The following is a 24,797-nucleotide window of genomic DNA, read 5'->3' as shown; positions in this document are numbered from 1 at the left end:
GCTGTAACGGGACTTGGGGTGCGTTCCGTACCCGAATATGATCGGCGGGTCCGCCACAGGTGTTCGGTGCCGGATCGTCGGCGTCGGTGAGGGGTGACCCATGCGGGTGCCGGATGTGTCGGTGACGCTGCACCGGTTGGTACCACGGCGGTTCCGCGGCCTGCCGGTCGCCGCGCCGGTGCTCGTGACGACCGTGTTCCTGGTGGCGACGGTACTGGGCAGCGGCGCGGTGAGCCGGGCGCTGGACATCGACTCCGGCAACGTCTGGTTGTGGAGCAGCAGGCCGGCCGAGGTCGGCCGGGTCAACGCGGGCGCCGCGCGGGTGGATGTCACGCAGGCCGTCACCGACTCCCGCGGCCACCGGGTCCGCGTCGTGCAGAACGACCGCTACCTCCTGCTGTACGACCTGGACACGGGCCGGATCTCGTCGGTGAACCTGACCCTGCTCGGGTTCACGAGTTGGTTGACGGTGGGCAAGGACCGGGACCTGACGCTCGCGCTGTCCGGTGACCAGGCCGCGATCGTCGACCACGACGCCGGCACCGTGCACGGCATCGATCCCGGTACCCTGCGCGGCCGGGACCGGCGGGTGCAGTTGGCCGGGCGGATCGTGGGCGGCGCGTTCGACGCGGACGGCGGGCTGTGGGTGGGGGTGCCGGCGGCGGGCACCGTCGTACGGCTGCGTTTCCCGGTGCACGTCGCCACCGTCGACCGTACGGTGACCGTCGCCCCGCCCGGCCACGACCTGCGCCTCACCGTCCTCGACCACGGCGCGCTGGCGGTCGACCGTACCGCGGGGCGCTTCGCGCTCGTCGACCCGACCGCCACCCGTACGGTGCGGTCGCCGGTGGGGCTGGCGAAGGCGAGCGTCCCGGACCGTACGGTCGGGTCGCTGGTCGCGGTGACCGCGACGCCGCCGGACCGGGTCGTCGCGGTGTCCACCGACCGGGGCGCCCGACCGTCGGCGTTCGCGCTGCCGACCGGGATGGACCTCGGCACGGCGGTCCCGTTCGCCGGCCGCATCTACGTCCCCTGCACCAGCCACCACGTCGTGTACGTGTTCGACCGGACGGGTCGGCGTACCGCGACGCTCGGGTTGGCCGGCGCGACCGGGCCGCTGGAGCTGGAGGTGCACGGCGACCACCTGATGATCAACGCGCCGGACTCGTCGGTGGCGCGGGTCGTCGACGCGAACGGAGTCACCCGGGTGATCACCAAGTACCAGACGAGCCGGCCGGGGGACTCGGGGCCGCCGGCGCTGATCGCCGCTCCGGGACAGTCGGAGACCGCCGCCCCGTCCGGGCACGGGCGCGGGCACGGCGACGCCGACGCCGGGCGCGGCAACCGGCCGGACACCACCCGCGCGACCGGCCCGCCCGGCCCGCCGGTACCGGTCACCGCGGTCGCCGGGGACGCCCGCGTCGACCTGTCCTGGCGTACGCCGGTGGACAACGGCGCGCCGGTCACGTCGTACCGGCTGTCGTGGGGCGGCGGGCACCGCACCCTGGCCGGCGCCGCCACCGGCACCCGGATCACCGGGCTGCGCAACGGAACCAGCTACACCTTCCGCCTCACCGCGCTCAACCGGTACGGTCGCAGCCCGGACGCGCTGTCCGAACCCGTCACCCCGTCCGGCACCGTACTGGCCGCGCCCGTCGGGGTCGTCGCGTCCACGCCGGCCGCCGGCACCGTGCACGTCGTCTGGTCCGCCGTACGCGGCGCGACGAGTTACGTGGTGCGCTCCGGCGGCACCGTCGTCGGCGTGTTCGACTCGCCGGACGGCGACCTGACCAACCTCACCGCCGGCCGGTCGTACACGTTCACCGTGGTGGCACGCAACGGATCCGACGCGGCGAGCGGACCGTCCACCCCCAGCAACGCGGTCACGCCCTACGACGCGCCCGGCGCGGTGTCGTCGCTCGACGTACAGGTCAACAACGCCAACAGCATCACGGTCAGCTGGGGCGCCGCGCCGGGCAACGGCCGCACCCCGGTCACGTACCTGATCGACAAGACCGACCACGGCACCGACTCCACCGGCACCACCCGCACCAAGACGTACGACACGCTCACGCCGGGCGCGACGTACACGGTGACGGTGTGGGCGCGGAACTCGGTGGGCGACGGGCAGAAGACGTCGAAGACGGTCACCATGCCGTCGTCCGGGCCGGCGCTGGCGATGGACGTCAGCGTCGACTCGACCACGTCGGACACGGTCACGCTCACCGTGTCGCTGGCCGGTACCGGACTGAAGACGTGCGCGGTCACGCTGGCGCAGGCGCACTGGACATGGGACTGCTTCGAGGGCGGCAACCGGGGCGCCGGCACCTACACCCACACGTTCACCACGCTGACCGCGGACACGCAGTACGACATCACGGCGACGGTCACGGACACCGCGGGCGGCAGCAAGTCCTGGACCGGCACCGCCCGTACCGAACCGTGAGGAGTCCACATCGCACCGTCCGATGTGGACGCTCCGGCTACCGGGTGGTGCACGCCGGCGCGCTGCTCAACGGGTCCGCGCCCGCGACCAGCCCCACCACGGTGAAGCAGTAGTTCGTGCCGGGGGCCAGGCCGTCGATCCGTTGCGACGTCTGCCGACCCGGCCGCGCCATCCGGGTCTTCGTGCCCCCGTTCGCCCGGCCCAGGATCACGTAGTCCGCCGACCCTCCACTGTGGTCGGTCCAGCTCAGCACCACGTACGCCCCGCGGTCCGTCAACCGTACGTCCGTGGCCGCGCGCGGGCCCGCTGTCGGCGCCGCCGTACGGCCCGGCGCCGGCGGGTCCGCCGCCGACAACCGCGTCACCGCCACCACACCCGTTCCCAGCGCGACCCCCACCACGGCGGCCGCCGCCAACGCCGCCCAGGTACGCCGACGCGTCGCACGCGGCGCGAACCGTACCGGGGCCGGCGCCGGCGCGGCGACCGACTCCGGGCGCCGTGCCCGACGCCGCGCCTGCTGCCCGCCCGGGGGCGCCGCCGGCCCCGCCGGGCCCGTGAACACCACGATCGGCTCCACCGGCCGCGCCCACTTCGACCGTGCCGCACCCGTACTCCCCGCCGCGCGGTCACCGTCGCGCTCCGCGGCCGTCCCGGTCCCGCCGGATGATGCCGACTTGCCCTGCGGTACAAGGGAATCCGCCGGGTCGTACGCGGCACCACGACCGCCGGCGCCGCGGTGCGTCTCGGCCGTCGCGTACTCGGCGGGCGTCGCAGTCCCTGGCTGCCCCGGTTCACCGCGTGTCGTCGCACCGGCCCCGGCACGCGACGCCGTCGTACCGCGTCCGGTCGGTTCCGCGGCGTCCACGGCACCGTTTCTGCTGAGCGGCATGGGGCCGGCAGCACCGTTCCCGGGCAGCGATGCGGAGTCGGCCGCACCGTTCCCGGGCAGCCATGCGGAGTCGGCCGCACCGTTCCCAGGCAGCGATGCGGAGTCGGCCGCACCGTTGCCGGCCGGCGGCGGGGCGTTCACTGCACCGTTCCCGGTCGGCGGCGGGGCGTTCACTGCACCGGTCTCGGCCGGCGGCGCGGCGTCCACCGCATCGTTTCCGGTCACGTTCGCGGGCAGTGGTGCGGATCCCGGCGTGCCGGTCCCCGTCGTACTCGTCGCGTCGGCCGGCGGTGCGGCGTCGGCCCACGGCGCGACCGGGGGTGCCGCCTCCATCCAGGGGCGCGACATGGTCGGTAGCGCGGAGTCGTGCCACGGCCGGGATCCCGTTGGTGGAGCCGAATCCGCCCATCGCAGGAACCCGGCCGACGGCATGTCCCCCGAGCCCGCCGTTCCGCCCGCGCCCAGCATGTCGTCGGCCGGATCCGCGGGGACGTCGTAGCCGCTTCCGGCGTGCGCTACGTGCGCGGCGTCCCGGCCATCCACGGCGTCCGGGGCGTCCGCGGAGCCAGTGGCGTCCCTGGCGTCCGTGGTGCGCGTCGCGTCGGTGGTGCCCTCGGCGCCCGGTGCGCCCGTGGCGTACGGAGCGTTCACGGCGGCTGTGGAGTCAGTGGCGTCCGCGGGGTCAGTGGATTCAGTGGAGTCTGGAGCGTTCGTGGGGCCTGCGGAGTCCGTGGCGTTCCCCGCAGCGCTGGTGCCCGTACTGCCGCATGTGGCGGCCGAGGCCGCGGTGACCGCCGATGTTTCCGTGCCGGAACCGTACTGTTGGGCGGATCCGGCTTCCGGTACGGCGACCGCACGCCCGCCCGGTGCGGCGCCCGCGGCGAGCACCCCGCCGTCGGAGGGGCCGGTGCCCGTTGCAGGCGGAGCGCCTCCGATGGCGCTCGTACCCGATGGGGCGGTCGCGGGTGTTGTCACATCGCCGGCGAATCCGCCGTGCAGCGGGGATCCCCCGTCGACGGCCGGCGCCGTGTCGGCCCCGTGGCCGGCGACCGCGGCCGGCGCGGGTTGCGTGGGTACGGCTGGCGTGGACGCGAGAGACGCGGGTGCGGGTCGCGCGGGCGCGAGGAAAGGCGTGGCCGGTACCGAATCCGGCACCGCACACGGTTCCGCGCGGTCGCCCGCGACCGACGCCGCATCCCCCGGGGCCGACGACGCATCTCCCGAGGCCGACGCCGCAGTACCGGGTGCCGACGACGCGTCCCCGGCGGCCGGTACCGGATCGACATCCGGGCCGGCAGGTGTCGCGGTACCCGACACCGTGGCGGGGCCGAGGGGGAGGTAGATGGTGGGCGGTACCCAGGGCTCGCCGAGCCACTGCGACCAGCCGCGTTGCAGCGCGGCGGCGAGTTCGGTGCCGCCCGCGTACCGGTGGGCGGGGTCGGTGGCGAGCGCGCGGGCGAGTACGTCCTGGAGCCAGTGCGGGACGTCGCCGCGGGGTACCGGCGGGGCGGGGCGGCCGAGCACGGCGTTGCGGTACTCGAAGACGTCGGGTCTGGGTTGGCCGGGTGGGGCGAGCGGCGGCCAGCCGGCGAGGAGTGTCCACATGGTGGAGCCGAGGCCGTAGATGTCGGAGCGGGGGCACTGCGGTTCGCGGCGCAGCGCCTCGGGGGACGCGTGGTAGGGGCTCATCTTGATGAGCGTCAGGCTGCTCATCTCCTCGCGTACGCCGCGGGAGATGCCGAAGTCGGTGAGTGCGGGGCCGAACCGGGAGCGCAGCACGTTCTGCGGTTTGACGTCGCGGTGGACGATGCCGGCGGCGTGTGCGGCCGCGAGCGCCTCGCCGACCTTGATGCCGAGGTCGACGACCTCGTCGACGGCGACCGGCCCGTGCCGGTGCAGGATCCCCGCGTACGACCCGTCCTCGCAGTACTCCATCGCCAGGTACGGCTCGCCGCCGGTGGTGCTGCCGGTGTCGATGACGCTGACGATGTGCGGTTGGGCGGACAGTTCGACCATGGTGGCGAGTTCGCGCTCGACGTGGGTGACGGTGGTGAGCACGTCGTCGAGGCGGAGGACCTTGAGCGCGACCGTACGGCCGGGCCCGTCCTGCACCGCGCGGTACACCCGGGCGGTGGAGCCGCGGCTGATGAGGCGGAGCGCGGAGTACCCGGGCACCTCGGGCGGTACGTCGTGGCCGAGGTCGGAAAGCATGCTCATGGGCCGCTCCGGGTGCTTCCGGTCCGCGCGCCGCCGTCCGGCGTTGCCTCGACGGCCTGCGGTTCGTGCGGGTGGTGTGTCCCCATTCTGCCCCGCGGTACGGTTCCGCACGCACCGCCCTGGCCGCGGTTCGGTTCGGCCTCCGATCAGCGATGAGGCATGATCGGACCGGTGAGAATGCGCTGAGCGGGGCGTGACGGGGGCCGCCGCGGTGACCCTGGGCGTGGCCGCGAGGCACCACCGACGACAACACGCGCCGAGCGTTGGAGCGAACAGTGAGTGCTGACATCACCACGACCGAGGAGTGGGCGGCGCTGGCCGCGCACGCCGAGAAGATCCGGACGATCCACCTGCGGGACGAGTTCGCGGCGGACCCGGAGCGCGTGACGCGGATGACGGCGCAGGCCGCCGATCTGTACGTGGACTACAGCAAGAACCTCGTCACCGACGAGACGGTCCGGTTGCTGGTGGCGCTGGCCGGGCGGGTGGCGCTGGGGGACCGGATCCAGGCGATGTTCCGCGGTGAGCACATCAACACCTCCGAGGACCGCGCCGTGCTGCACACCGCGCTGCGGCTGCCGCGGGACGCGAGCCTCGTCGTGGACGGCCAGGACGTGGTGCGGGACGTGCACGCGGTGCTGGACCAGATGGCCGCGTTCGCCGAGCGGGTACGGTCGGGCGAGTGGGTGGGCCACACCGGCCAGCGGATCCGTACGGTGGTGAACATCGGCATCGGCGGCTCCGACCTCGGCCCCGTCATGGCGTACGAGGCGCTCGCGCCGTACCGGGACGCGGGCATCGAGTGCCGGTACGTGTCGAACATCGACCCGACCGACCTGTCGGTGACGCTCGCCGACCTGGACCCGGCGACGACGATGTTCGTGATCGTGTCGAAGACGTTCTCCACGCTGGAGACGCTGACGAACGCGACCGAGGCGCGTACCTGGCTGCTGGCCGGGCTGGGCGGTGACGACGCGGCGGTGGCGAAGCACTTCGTCGCGGTCAGTACCAACGAGCAGCGGGTGCGCGACTTCGGCATCGACCCGGCGAACATGTTCGGCTTCTGGGACTGGGTCGGCGGTCGCTACTCGTACGACTCGGCGGTCGGGCTGTCGCTGATGCTCGCGATCGGCCCGGACGGGTTCCGCGAGATGCTGGCCGGGTTCCACGCCGTCGACGAGCACTTCCGCACCGCGCGGCTGGAGAGCAACGTGCCGGCGCTGCTCGGCCTGCTCAACGTCTGGTACAACAACTTCCTCGGCGCGCAGACCCACGCCGTCCTGCCGTACTCCCAGCTGCTGCACCGGTTCCCGGCGTACCTGCAGCAGTTGACGATGGAGTCGAACGGCAAGTCGGTGACGCGGGACGGGCAGCCCGTGTCGTACCAGACCGGCGAGGTGTTCTGGGGTGAGCCGGGCACGAACGGGCAGCACGCGTTCTACCAGCTGATCCACCAGGGTACGAAGACCGTCCCGGCCGACTTCATCGGCTTCAGCGAGCCGAACTACGACCTGGGCGACATGCACGACGCGTTCATGGCGAACTTCTTCGCGCAGACCTCGGCGCTCGCGTTCGGGCGTACGGCGGAGGAGATCGAGGCGCAGGGTGTGGCGGCGGACGTGGTGCCGCACAAGGTGATGCCGGGCAACCACCCGACGACGTCGATCCTGGTACCGAAGCTGACCCCGGCGACGCTCGGTCAGCTCGTCGCGCTGTACGAGCACATCGTGTTCACCGAGGGCACGGTGTGGGGTATCGACTCGTTCGACCAGTGGGGCGTCGAGCTGGGCAAGGAGATGGCCAAGCAGCTGACCCCGCTGCTGCACGGCGAGCCCGGCGAGGCGGACCCGTCGACCGCGACCCTGATCGCCCGGTACCGGGAGCAGCGCGGCCGCTGAGTCCACATCGGACAGTCCGATGTGGACGTGCCGAGGGCGCCCGGTTGGATACCGGGCGCCCTTCGGCGTCTGTCACCGGTGGCCGGTCACAGCCACCAGGAGCGGAGGAAGAACGCGAACCCGTGCGAGAAGATTGCGATCATGATGGCTCCCTGAGAGGTGTGTTCCGGCGGCCGTATCGCCGTCGGTAAGCAAGACGCTACTCGATGTAGCCATCTATCGGCGTCGTTTTCGGCAACTCCCGCCGGATCCTTCCGAAACACCGGAACCGCTGGGACACAAGGGATCCCGGGCCCGGTCGACACCGTACCCGAGGGTACGGTGGGCGCGCCGCCGCCGGTACCGGCAGCGGTCGGGCCATCGGCGCCGATCGCTGCCGGAACAGTCACGAACCGGTCGACACCGGTGCATCCGCCGATCGGGTACGCAGGCGGCGGGCGAGCGCGGCGGTGCGCGCGGCCAGGTCGCTGATCCGTACGCCGTCGAAGCCGAACAGCGCGCTGCGTACCCGGTCGCGCAGCGGTTCCGTCCACTGTGGAGGGATGCCGGCCGCGCCGGTCAGGATGCCGGCGACCGAGCCCGCGGTCGCGCCGTTCGAGTCGGTGTCCAGCCCGCCCTGTACGGTCAGCGCCACGGTCCGGGTGAAGTCGCCGCCGCCCCACAGCAGGCCCGCCGCGAGTACGCCGGCGTTGTTGACCGTGTGCACCCACGAGTAGTGCCCGGTGGTCGCGTCCAGTTCGGCCATCGCCTCCTCCCAACCCGCCCCCCGCCGGTACGACGCGAGCACCGCGGCGAGCGTCTCCGCGAGCCGGGACCGCGCCGGCACGTACCGCAGGGAACGGCGCAGCAGCTCGGCCGGATCGGGCTCCACGAACGCCAGCGACACCAACGCCGCCGCCCACATCTCGCCGTAGATCCCGTTCGCCACATGGGACAGCGCCGCGTCCTGGTACGCCAGCCGCGCCGCCGCGGCCGGCTCGCCCGGGTACACGTAGCCGAAGACGTCCGCGCGGATCAGCGCACCGATCCACTCCCGGTACGGGTTGCGCACCGTCGCCGTGTCCGGCGCGGCCAGCCCGTCGACCAGGTTCCGGTACGCGACGCGTTCCGCGGTGTAGGTCTGGTGGTACGGCAGGAGATGCAGCCAGCCGGCGGCGACGTGGTCGGGCCGCAGACCGGCGCCGTGCAGCTCCAGCAGGTGCAGCCCGAGGATCGTGTAGTCGACGTCGTCGTCCCGCGAGCTGCCGTCCACCCGCCCGCGCGTGGTCTCCGTCCAGTTGTCGCGCAGCACATATCCGGCCGGCACCGGGTCGGGCACCGGCACGTAGTCCGTCAGCGGGTACGCGCCGGACAGTTCCAGGAACGACCGGATCCGGTCGCGGGTCCAGTGGTCGCCCTCCTCGATCGGCTTGCCCAGCATGTTTCCGGCGATCCGGCCCAGCCACGCCCCGCGCACCGCCTCGTCGTACCGGTCGTCGAGCGGCGCGGGTGTGTCGTCGTCGCCGGGCCAGCCGGCGGTGATCGCGGCCAGCGCCGACGGCTCCTCGTACCGGTCGGCGCCCGGCCCGAGGTGGTCCGCCCCGGCCAGCTCGTCCAGCAGTACGGCCAGGTCGGCGGCGGCGGGCGTGGCACCGAGCGCCGCGTACCGGGCGCGGACGGCGGTCACGTCGTGGCCGGTCTCCGCGGCCTGGTCCAGTTCGGCGTCCAGCAGGTCGGCCAGGTGTGTCGCGTCGTGCGGCATGGCGGTCCCCTCGGTGGTGTGGTGTGCCCGCGGACGCCCGGCGGTACGGCGCTGTGCCCGGCCGGCGCCCGCGGCGGTCACTCGGTCGCGACGCGGACGCCGAGCGCGACCAGCGTCGTACCGAGCAGGGCGTCCTGGATCCGGCGGACCCGGCGGGACCGCAGCAGGTGGCGGACCCGGTGCACCGCGAGCGCGACCGCGCTCAGGCCGGTGAGGCTGAACAGGACGGCGATGCAGGCCAGTCCCAGCGCGGTCGGAACCGCGACCGCCGGCCGGTCCGCCGGCACGAACTGCGGCAGGCTGGCGACGAAGAACAGCGTCGCCTTCGGGTTGGTCAGGTTGCACAGCAACCCCTGCAGGAACGGCGTCCCGCCGCGCACCCGACCCGATCCGGTGTCCGAACCGGCGGAATCCGTTGCGGCCACGGCCATCCCGGGCCCCACGGACGCCCCGGTACGCGGGTCCGCCCCGGGAGGCGTCGCGGCCGTCCCGAGTGCCGCCGGTCGCCCGGACGTCCCGGCCTCCGCTCCGGTCGTCGCCGGCGGCGCGAGTGTGTCCGATGTGGACGGTCGTAGGGCGGACCAGAGGGAGCGGCCGCCCAGTACGACGAGCAGCGCCGCGCCCGTCACCTTCACCACCTCGAACGCGGTCGCGCTGCGCAGCAACAGTTCGGCCAGCCCGACCGCGACGAGCGTGGCGTGTACGAACAGCCCCGCGGCACAGCCCACCGCCGTACGCAGGCCAGCGTCGCGGCCGCCGCGCAGCACCCCGCGTACGACGACCGCGGTGTCCAGGCCGGGGGTAACGGTGATCAGCACGCACAACCCGAGGAACGGCAGCAGATGCCCCATCCGCCGACCCTATCGCGGATCCGGCCCCCGGTCGTGGTGCCGACCGGGGGCCGGCGCGCGTCAACCGGTGACCTGGACCGGCTGGCCGTCGGCGACGAGTCGCCAGTCGGTCGCGGGGAACTGCGCCGGGTCGATGGTGCCCTTGGCCTGCACCCAGTCGATCAGCGACTGCCGGATCTCCACCTGCGCGTTGTACACCACCGGCGCGGTCGTCACGCCGGGGAAGTTGCCCCCGCCGGACTGCCGGTAGTTGTTGACGGCGAGCACGAACTTCGCGTCGTCGGCGACCGGCTTCCCTTGGTACGCAAGGTTCTCGATGCGCTGGCCGGCCGGCTTGGCGATGTCCACGTCGTACGTCACGCCGGACATCACGTCGTACAGGTAGTCCGGGGTGCCGTTGGGGGAGTCGGTGGTCGGCGCGTTGGTGATGTCGTCCGCGGCGTACGGTCCCGTCCCGGACACCTGCCGGTAGTACTCCGCCGACTTCTCCAGGTACGGCTTGAGCTGCGCGCCGGTCAGCTCGACGCCCAGCAGCGTGTTGTCGTACTCGTACAGCCCGGCGATGTCCCGCACGGTGACGTCACCGGAGTGCACTCCGCCGTCCCGGTTGAACGGTGCCGCGATCGAGAGTACCGGCACGTCGGCGTCGGGGCCGCCGGCGAGCGCGGCGTGCACCGTCTCGGTCTGTACCTGGTTGATGAAATGCAGTGCGGCGCAGTCGGAGTAGCGGCACGGCCCGGCCGGCATGTCCCCGGTGGACGACCCGATCACCGAGTTGACGTACGAGATGGTGGCGGCGTGCTGGGTCTTCGTGGCCGCGACGACCGCCGGGTCCGGCGCGGCCTTCGCCGGGTCCAGCAGCGACGAGTCCACTGTGGACACCGAGTACCGGCCGTGGCTGCGGGTCAGGGTCAGGTCGAAGCGGGACACCCGCTCGCCCCACAGGCCGGGCTGCGAGATGACGACCCGCTTGCCGGTCTGCTTGTTGGTGGCGACCACCTCGGCGTTGTTCAGGTGCGTGTGGCCGGCGAGGATCGCGTCGATCCCCGGTACCTCCTCGGCGATCTGCTTCGACGCGTTCTCCGGCCACGGCAACGCGTCCCCGTACGAGGAGGAGGTGTCGATGCCGGAGTGCGCGAGCACGATCACCACGTCGGCGCCGGCCGCGCGGACCCGCGGCACCCACTTCTTCGCGCCCTCGACGACACCGGTGAAGTCGAGCCGGCCGGACACCTTGTCCTTGTCCCAGATGGCGCTGCCGGGCGTGGTCAACCCGAGCAGGCCGACCTTCACCGGCGGCGCGCCCTTCGGGTGCATCGTCCGGATCACGTACGGCTCGAACGCGGGCGCGCCGGTCCGGTGGTCGGTGACGTTGCCCGCCAGCAACGGAAACCCGAGCTGCTTCTGGTACGCCCGCAGGTAGTCCACGCCGAAGTTGAACTCGTGGTTGCCGACCGCGCCCGCGTCGTAGTGCATCGCGTTCATCGCGGCGGACATCGGGTGCGTCGCGCCGGTCTTCGTGATCGGGTCGACCGTCGCGTAGTACGAGTCGAGCGGGGTGCCCTGGATGACGTCGCCGTTGTCCACCAACAGGGTCGAGCCGGCGCCGCGCTCCGCGCGTACCTGATTGACCACTGTGGACACCTGCGCCAGCCCGACGCTGTTGCCCTTCGCGTCGGAGTACGGCGCGTTCTTGAAGTAGTCCCAGTTGAGCACGTGCCCGTGCACGTCGGTCGTACCGAGCACGGTGAGGTGCACGTCGCGCGGCGCGGCACTCGCCGCCGTCGTACCGCCGGCGAGCACGCCCACCACGCACGCGCTCGCGGCCACCGCCGCCAGAACCTGTCTCATGTGTCCCTCCCGAGGTCGACAGGCGAACCGCACAGGGTATCGCCTCGGACCTCCGGCGGGTGCGCGCCGTGGACGCGACACTGCCGGCGCCGCCGGACGGGTGTGGGCGGGGGGTGCCTACCCGTGCGGCGACGCCGGCAGCGATGGGGAGGGGACGAGGGGGCGCTCAGCGTACGGCGGTGAGCCGACGGCCGGGCGCGAGGGGCCGGGTCGTACCGGCGGGTCGGGTGGTGGCGCCGCGACGCTGGCCGGGGATGCGCGGCAGCAGGCGTTCCAGCAGCCGGTTCACCGACTCCTGCTCCTCGACGCAGAGGATGCCGAGGCCGGAGGTGGCGCGGGCGCGGGTGACGACACCGAGCGTCTGCGCGGACCGTACGGCGAGGGCCAGCAGGTCGGTGTCGCGGATCCGCAGCCGCAGCCCGGCGGCGTTGCGGACCGGGGTGGTGGTGAGCAGCAGGCCGCGCCAGATCGCGGCGGCGGTGGCGGGGGCGCGCCGGCTCGCGGGCGTACCGAGGCCGACCGGTGCCATGCTGACGGCCGCGGTCGCGCCGCGCCACCCGCCGGACAGGGCGCCGAGTACGGCGGTGTGGTTCTCGGGCGCGGCGAGGACGAAGTGCATCTCGTGCCGGTGCCGGATGCCGAGTACGCGGCTGTCGACGCGGGCGGCGACCCCGGTGCCCTGCCGTACGGCGCCGGCGAAGCGGTGGGCCGCGTCGGCGGTGTCGAACGAGGTCAGCGTCTCGGGCTCGGCCAGTACGCCGATGGCGGAGCCGCGCGGCTCACGGCCGCCGCTGGGGGGTGTCACCGCGCGGTAGAGCACGGCGGCCTCGGCCAGCGCGGTACGGGCGTCGATGGGACCGGCCGACAGTCGTCGGCGCAACGCCGCCAGATCTGGAAGCATGGTGTCCTCCTCGGTCGGCTGGAGAGGTCCGGCCGGGATGGGTTGTCGGCGCCATCCCTGTCGGCACCCCTGCGGGAGCCTTCGGGCCCGGAACCGCCGGGTCCGCGCACTCCGATTGATCGTGACCATAGGTGTATCTGGACTGCTGGGCGCGCCTCGGGGACGATCGTTGAGCAAACATTGAGCAGCCCACGTGCAGCACCGGTGATCGAGTACGGAGCGTGATGTGGAAATCCTCGTGGTCGAAGACGACGTGCGACTGGCCGACGCGTTGTGCGTCGCACTGCGACGACGTGGCTACGGGGTGACACATGTCGGGACGGGTGCCGAGGCGCTCGCCGCGCCGCCCTGCGATCTCGTACTGCTGGATCTCGGCCTGCCGGACATGGACGGGCTCGCGGTCTGCAAACAGTTGCAGGGCCGTTCCGACGTGGCGGTGATCGTGCTGACCGCGCGCGGCGAGGAACGCGACCGCGTACTCGGCCTGCGTACCGGTGCGGACGACTACCTGGTCAAGCCGTTCAGCATGGCGGAGCTGACCGCGCGGATCGAGGCGGTGCTGCGCCGGCACCGGCCGCGGCCCGCCGGCCCGGTCGCGGTCGGCGCGCTGCGCATCGACCTGGACGCGCGGCAGGTGTCGGTCGCCGACGCCCCGGTCGCGTTGCGCCCCAAGGAGTACGAGCTGCTCGTGGTGTTGGCGCGGGAGGCGGGTGCGGTCGTCCCGCGGCACCGGTTGATCATGGAGGTGTGGCGGGCCACCTGGCCGGGCGCCGCGCGGACCCTGGAGGTGCACATCGGCTCGCTGCGCTCGAAGATCTCGGCCGCCGGCCGGATCGAGGCGGTGCACGGCGTCGGCTACCGGTTCGACCCGGAGGGCGCCGGGCATGTCTCGTAGCGGGAGGGCCTGATGCGGCGCCGGTTGCTCATCGCGTACCTGTCGCTGCTGGGTGTGGCGCTCGTGGCGTTCCTGGTGCCGCTGTCGGTGGCGATCGCGCAGCGGGAGACGCAGAGCGTGTTCATCGACCGGGTCAACGACACGACCCGGTTCGCCTCGATCGCCGAGCAGGCGCTGCCCAGCCGGTACACGTCGGTGCTCCAGACCGAGATGACCGAGTACGACCGGCTGTACGGGGTGGGTGTCGCGATCGTGTTGCCGGACGGCACGATCCGGCTCGCCTCGCGCGGCGGCATCGACCCGTTCTCCGAGGGCGTGCGCGGCGCGTTCCAGGCGGCGCTGTCCGGTACCCGGGCGCAGGCCAGCGGCGTGGTGTGGCCGTGGCAGGACGCGCCGATGGTGGTCGCGGAGCCGATCGGCAACTCCGGCATGATCACCGGCGTCGTGGTGACGGTGTCGCCGACCGGCAGCCTGCGCGCCACGATCGCCCAGCAGCTGGCGGTCCTCGCCGCGATCGGCCTGGTGATCCTGGCGATCGGCGCGGCGCTCGCGGTGCCGATCACCCGCTGGCTGGCCCGCCCGCTCAACGAACTCGACGAGGTCACGCACGCGATCAGTCGCGGCGAGCTGACCGAACGTGTACACGACGACACGGGTCCGCCCGAGTTACGCCGGTTCGCCACGTCGTTCAACACCATGGCGGACCGGCTCGCCACCCTGATCGAACGCCAGCGCGGCTTCATCTCGTACGCCAGCCACCAGTTGCGGACGCCGCTCGCGACCGTACGGCTGCGGGTGGAGAACCTGGGCGACGCGGTACCGGTCGAGGCGGCGGAGGACCACCGGCTCGTCCTGGAGGAGGTGGACCGGCTCGCCGCGATCTTCGAGTCGCTGCTGACGTTCGTGCGGACCGGGGCCGAGCAGGCGGAGCTGGTCGACCTGGACGCCGGCGCGATCGCCGACGCGCGGGTCGCGTCCTGGCAGCCGGTCGCGGAGGCGGAGGGCGTGACGCTGACCCGTTCCGGCGTCGACACCGCCCCGGTACGCGCCGCGTCCGAGACGCTCGACCAGGTGATCGACGCCCTGGTGCACAACGCGATCAAGAACGGCGGACGAGGGTCCACAGTGGACATAGCGGTACGTACCGGCCGGGCGTGGGTGGACGTGCACGTCACCGACGACGGCCCGGGCATGACCGACGACCAGCTCGCGAGCGCGGTGAAACCGTTCTGGCGCCGGCATTCCGACCGTAACCAGGCCGGCGCCGGGCTCGGCCTCGCCATCGCCGACGCCCTCGTCACGGCGTCCGGCGGCCAGCTCGAACTCCGCCACGCGTTCCCCACCGGAGTCGACGCCCGGGTACGGCTCGCCGCCCGGCCACCCGACCCCGCCCCGTACGACGAGCAGTACGCGGAGGTGGCGGGGTGAAGCGGCGCCGACTGCTGGGCGGGCTCGTCGCCGCGGGCGCCGCCGCACTGCTGCCCGGCTGTACCGAGGAGGAGGTGCCGCGGCCGCCGCTGCCGCTGTCCGCCGGCGAGGACGGCGGGGTGTACTGGCCGCTCGGCCGTGCGCTGTCGGTCACCCTCCGCACCCGGTGGCGCTCCGATCCGCTCGTCACCAGCGGATCCGCCGACAACCAGGAACGGCTCCGCGACGGCCGGGCCCGGCTCGCCTTCAGTACGGTCGACGTGGCGGACGAGGCGCAGTCCGGGCGCGGACCGTTCGACGCCAAGTACCCGCTGCGCGCCCTCGCCGGGCTCTACTCCGACTACGTGCACCTGGTGGTCCGCGCGGAGAGCCAGATGAAGGACCTGGACGGGCTGGCCGGGCGACCGGTGTCCACCGGCGCGCCCGGCTCCGGCACGGAGATCGTCGCGACCCGGATGCTCGCCGCCGCCGGCATCACCCTGCGCGGGTTCGAACGGCACCGGCTCGACCTGCACGACTCGATCGCCGCGCTGCGGGCCGGCGTCGTCGACGCGTTCTTCTTCTCCGGCGGGCTGCCCACGCCGGCCATCGCCAAGTTCGTCACCGACGGCGACTCCCCGGTACGCCTGCTCGACCTCGGCCAGTACCTCGACACCATGCGCAGCCAGTACGGCGAGGTGTACGCCTCGGGCTGGATCCCGACCAACGCGTACGGCCTGTCGTCGGTGACCACGGTGTCGATCCCGAACATCCTGGCCGTACCGCACACCATCGGCGCCGAGTCCGCGTACCAGCTCACCCGGCTGCTGTTCGTCGCCAAACCGCGGCTCGCCCGCGCGCACCCGGAGGGCCGGCAGCTCGACCCGCGCTCCGCGATCGACACGTACCCGGTGCCGCTGCATCCCGGCGCCGAGCGCTACTACCGCGAGCAGAAGCGCGCCTGAGCCGGCGCGTTCCGCCGCCCTGCTGCGGCGGGGTGGCGGAAATCCCGGGGCGGGCGCCGTCGGCGGATGCCTATGCTTGGCGGCGATATGGACACGCCGCCCGCCTCCCCGCCGTCCCTTTCCGACCTGAAGTCCCGTCTGGGCGATCTGATGCTCGTCGACCGGCGGCGGCTGGCGCGTCGGCTGGACTCCGCGCGCGGCGGTACCGGGCTGGCGAAGCTGGCGGGCGAGGTCGCGGCGGCCGAGCGGCGGGTCGCGGACCGGCGCGCGGCGGTGCCGACGATCACGTACCCGGCGGAGCTGCCGGTCAGCGCGCACCGCGAGGACATCGCCGCCGCGATCCGGGACCACCAGGTCGTGATCGTCGCGGGCGAGACCGGGTCGGGCAAGACCACCCAGATCCCGAAGATCTGTCTCGAACTGGGCCGCGGCATCCACGGCCAGATCGGGCACACCCAGCCGCGCCGGATCGCCGCGCGTACGGTGGCCGAGCGCATCGCCGAGGAGCTGGACGTACCGCTGGGCAACGCGGTCGGCTACCAGGTGCGGTTCACCGACCAGGTCGGGCCGCGCACGCTGGTGAAGCTGATGACCGACGGCATCCTGCTCGCCGAGATCCAGCGCGACCGCATGCTCCGGCGGTACGACACGATCATCATCGACGAGGCGCACGAGCGCAGCCTCAACATCGACTTCCTCCTCGGGTACCTGAAGCGGCTGCTGCCGAGCCGGCCGGACCTCAAGGTGGTCATCACCTCGGCCACCATCGAGACGCAGCGGTTCGCGGAGCACTTCGCCCCGGTCGGGGGGAAGCCAGGGGACACGGCGCCGGTCGTCGAGGTCTCCGGCCGGACGTACCCGGTGGAGGTGCGCTACCGGCCGCTGGTGGAGGAGGCGGACGCCGGCGCGGTGGAGCGCGGCGGCACCGACCGGGACCGCGACCAGGTGCAGGCGATCAGCGACGCGGTGGACGAGCTGATGGCCGAGGGGCCGGGCGACATCCTGGTGTTCCTGTCCGGCGAGCGGGAGATCCGGGACACCGCCGACGCGCTCGGCAAGCGGGAGCTGCGGCACACCGAGATCCTTCCCCTGTACGCGCGGCTCTCCGCGGCGGAGCAGCACCGCGTGTTCCAGCGGCACGGTGGTCGCCGGATCGTCCTGGCGACGAACGTCGCGGAGACGTCCCTGACCGTCCCCGGCATCCGGTACGTGATCGATCCGGGCACGGCGCGCATCTCCCGGTACAGCCACCGGTTGAAGGTGCAGCGGCTGCCGATCGAGGCGATCTCGCAGGCGTCGGCGAACCAGCGGAAGGGCCGCTGCGGGCGTACCGCGGACGGCATCTGCATCCGGCTGTACGACGAGGAGGACTTCCTCGGCCGGCCGGAGTTCACCGATCCGGAGATCCTGCGGACGAACCTGGCGTCGGTGATCCTGGCGATGGCCGCCGCGCAGCTCGGCGACATCGACGACTTCCCGTTCCTCGACCCGCCGGACCACCGGCAGGTACGCGCGGGCGTGCAGTTGCTGGAGGAGCTGGGCGCGATCGCCGGGAAGGAGCAGCGGCTGACGGCGTTGGGGCGCAAGCTGTCGCAGCTGCCGATCGACCCGCGGCTGGCCCGGATGGTACTGGAGGCGGAGCGTACCGACGCGGTGCGCGAGGTGATGGTGGTCGCGGCGGCACTGTCCATTCAGGACCCGCGGGAGCGGCCGAGCGACGCGCAGCAGCAGGCGTCGCAGTCGCACGCCCGGTTCGTGGACAAGGAGTCCGACTTCCTGTCCTACCTGAACCTGTGGAAGTACGTGCGGGAGAAGCAGAAGGAGCTGTCGGGCAACCAGTTCCGGAAGCTGTGCCGCGCGGAGTACCTGAACTACCTGCGGGTGCGGGAGTGGCAGGACCTGCACGGCCAGCTGAAACAGGTCGTGCAGGGCATGGGGATCGCGCGCAACACCCTGGACGCGCCGTCCGACCGGGTACACCAGGCGTTGCTGTCCGGGCTGTTGAGCCACATCGGCGTCAAGGACACCGAACGCAAGCGCAAGGACGCGCGCGGCCCGGTGGAGTACCTGGGGGCGCGGGGTGCGAAGTTCTCGATCTTCCCGGGCTCGGCGCTGTCGAAGAAGCAGCCGCAGTGGGTGATGGCCGCGGAGCTGGTCGAGACGTCCCGGCTGTGGGGGCGGGTGGTCGCGGCGATCGATCCGTCCACTGTGGAGCGTCTGGCCGGGCACCTGGTCAAGCGCACGTACTCGGAGCCGCACTGGGAGAAGAACCAGGCCGCGGTCGTCGCGTACGAGAAGGTCACGCTGTACGGGGTGCCGATCGTGCCGCGCCGCAAGGTGAACTACGGCCGGATCGACCCGGAGGTGTCCCGGGACCTGTTCATCCGGCACGCGCTGGTCGAGGGCGACTGGGAGACGCACCACGAGTTCTTCGCCGCGAACCGGGCGTTGCTGTCCGAAGTGGAGGGTCTGGAGAGCCGGGCCCGGCGGCGCGACATCCTGGTCGACGACGAGACGCTGTACGCGTTCTACGACGAGCGCGTCCCCGCCGACGTGGTGTCCGGCCGGCACTTCGACGCGTGGTGGAAGAAGACCCGGCGGGAGCGGCCGGAGCTGCTGACGTTCACCGCGGCGATGCTCGTCAACGACAACGCCGGCGAGGTCAGCGCCGCCGCGTACCCGGATGTCTGGTCGCACAACGGTTTGCGCCTCGACCTGTCGTACGAGTTCGAGCCGGGTGCGCCGGACGACGGCGTGACGGTACGGGTGCCGCTGGCGGTGCTCGGCCAGGTACGCGCCGAGGAGCTGGAGTGGCAGGTGCCGGGCCTGCGCGAGGAGCTGCTCACCGCGCTGCTGAAGTCGCTGCCGAAGCAGATCCGCCGCAACCTGGTGCCGGTACCGGACACCGCGCGGGCGCTGTTGGCGCGGATCTCGCCGGACGACGGCCCGCTTCTGTCCACTGTGGAGCGTGGGCTGCGGTCGATGCTCGGCGTGTCCGTACCGCGCGACGCGTGGCAGCTCGACACCCTGCCCGACCACCTCCGGCCGAACTACCGGGTGGTGGACACCGAGGGCCACGAGCTGGCCGAGGGCAAGGATCTGGCCTCGCTGAAGGAGAAGCTGGCCGACCAGGCCCGCTCGGCGCTGTCCGCGTCCGCCGCCGACATCGAGCGCACCGGCCTGCGCGACTGGACCATCGGCACCCTGCCCGCCGTGTACGAGCGGACCGTGGCCGGGCAGCACGTCCGGGCGTACCCGGCGCTGACGGACGACGGGGACCGGGTGTCCGTGCGGCTGACCGAATCGCCTGCGGCGCAACAGGAACAGCACTGGCGCGGGCTGCGGCGGCTGATCCTGCTGACCGTCGGCTCGCCCGCGAAGTACGTGCTGGCGAACCTGTCGAACACCTCGAAGCTGGCACTGTCGGCGAACCCGCACGGCAGCGTCGCCGCACTGCTCGCCGACTGTACCGACTGCGCCGCTGACAAGCTGATGGCCGAGAACGGCGGCGCCGTGTGGGACGAGGCGGGATTCCGGCGCCTGCGCGACGCGGTCCGTGCCGGCCTCAACCCGACCGTACTCGGGGCGCTCACCGCGGTGGAGAAGATCCTCGCCACGCACCGGCGGATCCTCGGCCGGGTCGGCAACACCGGCAACGTCCTCCTGCTCCCCGCGTACTCCGACATCAAGGCGCAGCTCGCCGGGCTCGTACACCCCGGCTTCGTCACGGAGACCGGCTGGCAGCGCCTCGCCGACCTCCCGCGGTACCTGACGGCGATCGACAAGCGGCTCGACCGGCTCCCCGCCAACCCGAACAAGGACCGGCAGGCCATGCAGCGGGTCGGCGAGCTGACCCGGGAGTACACGGACGCGGTGGCGAGCCACGGGCCGTCGGACCGGCTGACGGCGATCCGCTGGATGCTGGAGGAGCTGCGGGTCAGCTACTTCGCGCAGGGCCTGGGCACGCCGTACCCGATCTCGGACCGGCGGATCGAACGCGCCCTCGACGAACTGTGACACCGGTGCCCGCGGCGGCTATCGTGGCGGGATGCGCGATCTGGTGATGCTGCTGGCCGTGGTCGCGGTGTTCGGCCCGGTCCTGGTCGTCCTGTGGCGGATGGCGGGATGGGTGCGCCGCCGCGGTGTCGGCGGTGCGGTCGTGGGCCCCGCCGAGGAGATCTGGCATCCGAACGCGCGGGAGTACCGGTTCGTGATCGAGGCGCAGGACGAGCGGATGGCGCCGCGCCCGGAGACCGGTGGCCGCCCCGAGGACGGCCCGCCCGCCTGATCGTCGACCGTATCGCCCGGCGCCGGTGACGGTCAGCGCGGGTCGGTGCCGGACGGGATGGCGGCGCTGTGCCGGCCGAACGCGTGGCCCAGCGCGCGCACCTCGTCCTCCAGGCGGGGCACCAGGGTCCGCGCCTTGCGGGCGAGTACGGCACCCGCGATCGGGCCGGTGAGCACGGTACGCACGGCCTGCACTGCGGCGAGGCTGCGCGGCACGTACACCCGGCGGCGGCGGTGTTCGATGCCGTCCACGAGCAGCGCCGCGCACCGCTCCACCGGTACCGTCGACGACAGCGGCCACGGCAGGTGGCGGATCGACTCGCGGAACACCGACAGGTCCTGCTGCTGGTCGCGGACCAGGTCGGTGTCGACCCAGACCGGGTGCGCGGTGCCGACCCGTACGCCGTGGTGCGCGACCTCCAGCCGCAGCGCGTTGCCGAACTGCTCGACGCCGGCCTTCGACGCGCAGTACGCGGCCATGCCGGGGAGTACGGTGAAGGCCGCGGCGGACGAGACGAGCAGCACGTATCCCTTGCGGGACACCACATGTGGCAGCGTCGCCGAGACCGTACGGACGACGCCGGTGAGGTTCACGTCGATCGTGCGGGCGAGCGCGTCGGGCGGGTTGACCGCGACTGTGCCGTTGTTGGCGATGCCGGCGTTGGCGACCACGGTGTCGATGCCGCCGAGGTCACGCACCGCGCCGGCGACCGCGTCGTCCACCGACGCCTGGTCCGTCACATCGCACTCGTACCAGGCGTGTCCGTCGCCGAGGTCGGCGGCGAGGGCGCGCAGCCGGTCCGGTTCCAGGCCGGCGAGGGCGAGCCGGGCGCCACGGGCGGCGGCGAGCCGGGCGACGCGCTCGCCGATGCCGCGGGCCGGCCCGGTCACGAACACGACGGTGTCACGCAGGGAGCGACGCATCCTTGCCACCTTCCCGCGCGGCGAGCGCGATCAGCGTACTGGCAACGGTTTCCGGATCCTCCAGGGCGAGCATGTGCCCACGCCCGGGCAGTACGGTCAGGTCGGCGCCGGGGATGTGCTCGGCGAGGAACCGGGCGTGCCGCGGCGGCGTGAGCCGGTCCTCGGTCCCGACCAGCACCCGCACCGGTACGCCCGCCAGCGGCGCCAGCGCCGTCCGCTTGTCGTGCGCGTCCAGCGCCGGGACGAACTCGACGATCGTCCGAATCGGACAGTGGTGGATCGCGGCGGCGCCGGCCCGTACCACCTCGGGTGCCGTGGTGTGCCCGAACAGCAGGCGCGCCATACGATCCCGGTGTGCCGGTACGGACGGCGGCAGCAGCCGGCGCGCACCATCCACAAGGGACGGACAGCGCAGGATGGTGCGTCCGAGCCGCCCGCGCAACGCGCGCAGCAGTCCCGGGGTGTCCCTGGCCAGGTCGCCCGCCGAGGTCGACACCAGCGCCACACCGTCCACTCTGGACTCGACCACCTCCGGGTACGCCGCGGCGAAGGCCAGCAGCGTCATCCCGCCCATCGAGTGCCCGCCGAGCAGGATCCGGCCGCGCGGCGCGGTTTCCGCCAGTACGCGGGCCAGGTCGGTGCCGAGCAGGTCGACCGACAGCGCGCTGCGGCCCCGGCCCGACCCGCCGTGGTGCCGCTGGTCGTACGCGACGACGCGGAGCCCGGGTACGGCCCGGGCCACCCGTCGTACCACGGGATTCCAGTAGGCGGAGGTGAGCGCCCAGCCGTGCGCGAGCACCAAAGTACGGTCGGCGTCGGTGGGGCCGACCGTGCGCACCGCCAGCGGAGTACCGTCCGCGGCGGGCACCGTCGTCGTGGTCGCGGGGCCGGTCACGCCGGCACCTCCGTACGCGGCGTCAACCGGTACCCGTGCGGGTCGAAGTGCCGGGTCAGTGCCCGGAACCGCCAGGTGAACGACGGCCACAGCGTCGTGTTGCGCCCCGTGTCGTCCAGGTACCAGCTGCGGCAGCCGCCGGTGTTCCACACGGTCGGCCCGAGCCGCGCCTGCACCTCGTCGTTGTACGCGTCCTGCGTGCCGGCCTCCACCTCGACCGCGGCCACCCGGTACGTGTCCATCTTGGACAGTGCGTCGAGCAGGTAGTTCAGCTGCGACTCGATGACGTGGATCATCGAGTTGTGGCCGAGCCCGGTGTTCGGGCCGATCAGCATGAACATGTTGGGGAAGCCCGCAACGGTGGTTCCGCGGTACGCGGCCATGCCGTCGCGCCAGGCGTCCGCGAGGAGCAGCCCGTCGCGCCCGGTGAGCCGCCGCGCGATCGGCGGCCGGGTGGCGGTGAAACCGGTGCCGAGGATGATCGTGTCGACCTCGTGCCGCCGCCCGTCCACGGTACGCACCGCGTCCGGTTCGACGCGCTCGATCGGCGCCGTCTCCAGCCGGGTGTTGGTCCGGGCGAGCGCCGGATAGTAGTCGTTGGAGATCAGGACGCGCTTGCAGCCGATGGTGTAGTCGGGCCGGAGTTCCTTGCGCAGCACCGGATCCGACACCTGCTTGTGCAGGTGCGAGCGGGCGATGCGGGCCATCACGCCGAGCAGCGCGGGCCGCATCGTGAACCCGACCGCCGACACCTCCCGCCCGGTGTAGATGCCGGCGCGCGCCAGCAGCCGGGCCCCCGGTACGTTCCGGTAGAGCCAGTGCTCGACCGGCGTGATGCCCCGGTCCATCCGCGGGATGATCCACGGTGCCGTCCGCTGGAACACCGTCAGCCGCCGTACGGTGCCGGCGATCCTTGGTACGAACTGGATCGCCGAGGCGCCGGTGCCGACGACCGCGACGCGCGCGCCGGCCAGGTCGTGGTCGTGCCGCCAGCGCGACGAGTGGAACACCGTACCGGCAAAGGAATCCAGGCCGTCGATCGGTGGCGTCGCCGGCTCGCTGAGCGGTCCCGTGCCGATCACGAGCACCCGTCCGGTGAACGTGCCGCGCCCGGTGCGCACCCGCCACCGCGCCGCCGCGTTGTCCCACTCGGCCGACTCCAGCTCGTGCCCGAGGCGCAGGTGCGGCGCCAGCTCGAAGCGCCGCACGCAGTCCAGCAGGTACCGCTGGATCTCGGGCTGCCCGGAGAACGACCGGGACCAGTCCGGGTTGGGCGCGAAGGACAGCGAGTACAGATGCGACGGTACGTCGCAGGCGGCGCCGGGGTAGGAGTTGTCGCGCCAAGTGCCGCCGATCTCGTCGGCGCGCTCCAGGATCGCGAAGTCGGTGCGTCCGGCGAGGCGGAGCCGGATCGCGGCGCCGAGACCGGCGAAGCCCGCGCCGACGATCAGCACGTCGTGGTGTTCGTCCATGATGGCCATCGCTTTCCGCTATTGACGAATAGTCAATAAGCTAGGCCCGGTACAGTGACACGTCAAGGGGGGACCGTGACCGCACAGCGCCGTACCAGACTCGACCCGGACGCCCGCCGGTCGCAGCTCGTGGAGATCGGCGTCCGGGCCCTGTCCCGCGACAGCCTCTACGACCTGAGCCTGGACGAGATCGCCGCCGAGGCCGGCATCTCGCGATCGCTGCTGTTCCACTACTTCGGCTCCAAGCGGCGGTTCCAGCTCGCGGTCGTCGAGGCCGCCGCCGCGGGCCTGCTCACCCATACCGAGCCGGACCGCAGCCGGCCGCCGTCCGTCCAGTTGCGACAGTCCATCGAGGACTCCGTGGCGTACGTGTCGGCCCGCCGCGGCCTCTACCTCTCCCTGGTACGCGGTGCGGCCAGCGGCGACGAGGCGATGCGCGAGATCTTCGACCGTACCCGGGGCGCGCTGGTCGACCGGATCATGGACGGCATCGCCGACCTCGGCGGTACGCCCGGCGACCCGCTGCTGCCGATCGCCGTGCGATCCTGGCTGGCGCTCACCGAGGAGGCGATCATCTCGTGGTCGCCGGACGGGCCGGTCGACCGGGACCGGCTCATCACGTTCGTGGAAACCGCGTTCTACCGGGCGGTCCTCGACCCGCCCTGATCGCTTGCGGCGCAACGGTTCTCAGTGCACGCTGACCGTCGCGCCGCGCAGGATGGGCCCCCACAACAGATCCGTGATGTCGCCCAGCCGGGTCACCTGGTCGCCGGTCGCCGCGGCCACGAGCGGGTCGACCAGTTCACGTTCCTCGGCCGTACCGGCGTAGCCCATGTCGACGGAGCCGGTGCCGCCGCCCTGCCCGGCCGCCGGACCCGGCGGGATGTCGGGCTCCTGCAGGATCGGCACCTGCGGCAGGCCCATCGTGACCCCGCCGTGGTCCTTGCTCCGGTCGTACCCGTCGTGCACCGGTGCCTCCGGCGCAGGCACGGGCGGGTGGTTCGGCTGGCCCCAGCAGCGCGGGCCGATGTCGGTGCCGTACGCGGGTTCGTCGCCCGGTAGGTACTTCCCGGAGTCGCGGCTGATCTCCAGCGTGATGTGCAGCCGCCCGGTGTCGAACGCGCCCTCGATGTTGCGCTGCAACCGAACCACCGCGGC

At 72.7% G+C, this 24,797-nt stretch carries 16 protein-coding genes and 1 pseudogene; 8 read left to right on the top strand and 9 right to left on the bottom strand.

Annotated features, from left to right (window positions below):
• Positions 1 to 100: 100 nt before the first annotated feature.
• Complete coding sequence (locus Aru02nite_RS27940; RefSeq protein ID WP_203662659.1) at positions 101 to 2,446, top strand: fibronectin type III domain-containing protein; 2,346 nt, start codon at positions 101 to 103, stop codon at positions 2,444 to 2,446.
• A gap of 37 nt (positions 2,447 to 2,483) precedes the next feature.
• Here Aru02nite_RS27940 and Aru02nite_RS27935 read toward each other — a convergent pair whose 3' ends face one another.
• On the bottom strand, positions 2,484 to 5,552 hold the full coding sequence (locus Aru02nite_RS27935; RefSeq protein ID WP_203662657.1) for a protein kinase domain-containing protein: 3,069 nt from the start codon (positions 5,550 to 5,552) through the stop codon (positions 2,484 to 2,486).
• 275 nt (positions 5,553 to 5,827) lie between these two features.
• On the opposite strand from Aru02nite_RS27935, the gene pgi reads away from it, so the two are divergent.
• Positions 5,828 to 7,450, top strand: coding sequence for a glucose-6-phosphate isomerase (gene pgi, locus Aru02nite_RS27930; RefSeq protein ID WP_203662655.1), 1,623 nt, complete (start codon positions 5,828 to 5,830; stop codon positions 7,448 to 7,450).
• 385 nt (positions 7,451 to 7,835) lie between these two features.
• Here pgi and Aru02nite_RS27925 read toward each other — a convergent pair whose 3' ends face one another.
• The 4 genes from Aru02nite_RS27925 to Aru02nite_RS27910 form a co-directional block, all read right to left on the bottom strand.
• A complete protein-coding gene (locus Aru02nite_RS27925; protein WP_203662653.1) occupies positions 7,836 to 9,191 on the bottom strand; it encodes an ADP-ribosylglycohydrolase family protein in 1,356 nt (451 codons plus the stop codon).
• Between the two features lie 77 nt (positions 9,192 to 9,268).
• A complete protein-coding gene (locus Aru02nite_RS27920) occupies positions 9,269 to 10,042 on the bottom strand; it encodes a LysE family translocator (RefSeq protein WP_203662651.1) in 774 nt (257 codons plus the stop codon).
• A 60-nt stretch (positions 10,043 to 10,102) separates the two neighbouring features.
• Positions 10,103 to 11,893 (bottom strand): bifunctional metallophosphatase/5'-nucleotidase, encoded by a 1,791-nt coding sequence (locus Aru02nite_RS27915; RefSeq protein WP_203662649.1) that lies wholly within the window; start codon positions 11,891 to 11,893, stop codon positions 10,103 to 10,105.
• 166 nt (positions 11,894 to 12,059) lie between these two features.
• Complete coding sequence (locus Aru02nite_RS27910; RefSeq protein WP_203662647.1) at positions 12,060 to 12,794, bottom strand: hypothetical protein; 735 nt, start codon at positions 12,792 to 12,794, stop codon at positions 12,060 to 12,062.
• A gap of 226 nt (positions 12,795 to 13,020) precedes the next feature.
• On the opposite strand from Aru02nite_RS27910, the gene Aru02nite_RS27905 reads away from it, so the two are divergent.
• The 5 genes from Aru02nite_RS27905 (at position 13,021) to Aru02nite_RS27885 (ending at position 20,349) form a co-directional block, all read left to right on the top strand.
• Positions 13,021 to 13,689 carry a response regulator transcription factor gene (locus Aru02nite_RS27905; protein ID WP_203662645.1) on the top strand — a complete coding sequence of 223 codons (669 nt, stop codon included), beginning with the start codon at positions 13,021 to 13,023 and terminating at the stop codon, positions 13,687 to 13,689.
• Positions 13,690 to 13,701: 12 nt separating this feature from the next.
• Entirely contained in the window at positions 13,702 to 15,117 is a 1,416-nt protein-coding gene (locus Aru02nite_RS27900) for a sensor histidine kinase (RefSeq protein ID WP_203662643.1), read from the top strand.
• Positions 15,114 to 16,061 carry a TAXI family TRAP transporter solute-binding subunit gene (locus tag Aru02nite_RS27895; protein WP_203662640.1) on the top strand — a complete coding sequence of 316 codons (948 nt, stop codon included), beginning with the start codon at positions 15,114 to 15,116 and terminating at the stop codon, positions 16,059 to 16,061. The genes Aru02nite_RS27900 and Aru02nite_RS27895 overlap by 4 nt, the downstream gene beginning before the upstream one ends.
• Before the next feature lie 87 nt (positions 16,062 to 16,148).
• Entirely contained in the window at positions 16,149 to 20,078 is a 3,930-nt protein-coding gene (hrpA, locus tag Aru02nite_RS27890; protein WP_203662638.1) for an ATP-dependent RNA helicase HrpA, read from the top strand.
• Positions 20,079 to 20,109: 31 nt separating this feature from the next.
• Entirely contained in the window at positions 20,110 to 20,349 is a 240-nt protein-coding gene (locus tag Aru02nite_RS27885) for a hypothetical protein (RefSeq protein ID WP_203662636.1), read from the top strand.
• A gap of 32 nt (positions 20,350 to 20,381) precedes the next feature.
• On the opposite strand, the gene Aru02nite_RS27880 is transcribed toward Aru02nite_RS27885, so the two are convergent.
• The 3 genes from Aru02nite_RS27880 to Aru02nite_RS27870 are packed head-to-tail and all read right to left on the bottom strand — an operon-like array spanning position 20,382 to position 23,648.
• Positions 20,382 to 21,272 (bottom strand): SDR family oxidoreductase, encoded by an 891-nt coding sequence (locus Aru02nite_RS27880; RefSeq protein WP_203662633.1) that lies wholly within the window; start codon positions 21,270 to 21,272, stop codon positions 20,382 to 20,384.
• Positions 21,253 to 22,167 (bottom strand): alpha/beta fold hydrolase, encoded by a 915-nt coding sequence (locus Aru02nite_RS27875; RefSeq protein ID WP_203662631.1) that lies wholly within the window; start codon positions 22,165 to 22,167, stop codon positions 21,253 to 21,255. Before Aru02nite_RS27875 ends, Aru02nite_RS27880 begins: the two co-directional genes overlap by 20 nt.
• Positions 22,164 to 23,648, bottom strand: coding sequence for a flavin-containing monooxygenase (locus Aru02nite_RS27870; RefSeq protein ID WP_239076997.1), 1,485 nt, complete (start codon positions 23,646 to 23,648; stop codon positions 22,164 to 22,166). The genes Aru02nite_RS27875 and Aru02nite_RS27870 overlap by 4 nt, the downstream gene beginning before the upstream one ends.
• A 66-nt stretch (positions 23,649 to 23,714) precedes the next feature.
• On the opposite strand from Aru02nite_RS27870, the gene Aru02nite_RS27865 reads away from it, so the two are divergent.
• Positions 23,715 to 24,305 carry a TetR/AcrR family transcriptional regulator gene (locus Aru02nite_RS27865; protein WP_203662628.1) on the top strand — a complete coding sequence of 197 codons (591 nt, stop codon included), beginning with the start codon at positions 23,715 to 23,717 and terminating at the stop codon, positions 24,303 to 24,305.
• A gap of 21 nt (positions 24,306 to 24,326) precedes the next feature.
• On the opposite strand, the pseudogene Aru02nite_RS27860 reads toward Aru02nite_RS27865, so the two are convergent.
• A pseudogene (locus Aru02nite_RS27860) lies at positions 24,327 to 24,797 on the bottom strand (hypothetical protein); the annotation flags it as partial.

Source organism: Actinocatenispora rupis (assembly GCF_016861975.1).
Classification (GTDB): domain Bacteria; phylum Actinomycetota; class Actinomycetes; order Mycobacteriales; family Micromonosporaceae; genus Actinocatenispora; species Actinocatenispora rupis.
Note: the sequence above shows the minus strand (reverse complement) of the source record. Positions and strands in the feature narration are given on the sequence as shown.

Bases quoted from the DNA above. Each gene is read 5' to 3' on its own strand.
- Aru02nite_RS27880 (WP_203662633.1), bottom strand. From the start codon at position 21,272: ATGCGTCGCTCCCTGCGTGACACCGTCGTGTTCGTGACCGGGCCGGCC.
- Aru02nite_RS27925 (WP_203662653.1), bottom strand. From the start codon at position 9,191: ATGCCGCACGACGCGACACACCTGGCCGACCTGCTGGACGCCGAACTG.
- Aru02nite_RS27940 (WP_203662659.1), top strand. From the start codon at position 101: ATGCGGGTGCCGGATGTGTCGGTGACGCTGCACCGGTTGGTACCACGG.
- Aru02nite_RS27870 (WP_239076997.1), bottom strand. From the start codon at position 23,648: ATGGCCATCATGGACGAACACCACGACGTGCTGATCGTCGGCGCGGGC.
- Aru02nite_RS27910 (WP_203662647.1), bottom strand. From the start codon at position 12,794: ATGCTTCCAGATCTGGCGGCGTTGCGCCGACGACTGTCGGCCGGTCCC.
- hrpA (WP_203662638.1), top strand. From the start codon at position 16,149: ATGGACACGCCGCCCGCCTCCCCGCCGTCCCTTTCCGACCTGAAGTCC.
- Aru02nite_RS27900 (WP_203662643.1), top strand. From the start codon at position 13,702: ATGCGGCGCCGGTTGCTCATCGCGTACCTGTCGCTGCTGGGTGTGGCG.
- Aru02nite_RS27885 (WP_203662636.1), top strand. From the start codon at position 20,110: ATGCGCGATCTGGTGATGCTGCTGGCCGTGGTCGCGGTGTTCGGCCCG.
- Aru02nite_RS27915 (WP_203662649.1), bottom strand. From the start codon at position 11,893: ATGAGACAGGTTCTGGCGGCGGTGGCCGCGAGCGCGTGCGTGGTGGGC.
- Aru02nite_RS27920 (WP_203662651.1), bottom strand. From the start codon at position 10,042: ATGGGGCATCTGCTGCCGTTCCTCGGGTTGTGCGTGCTGATCACCGTT.
- Aru02nite_RS27935 (WP_203662657.1), bottom strand. From the start codon at position 5,552: ATGAGCATGCTTTCCGACCTCGGCCACGACGTACCGCCCGAGGTGCCC.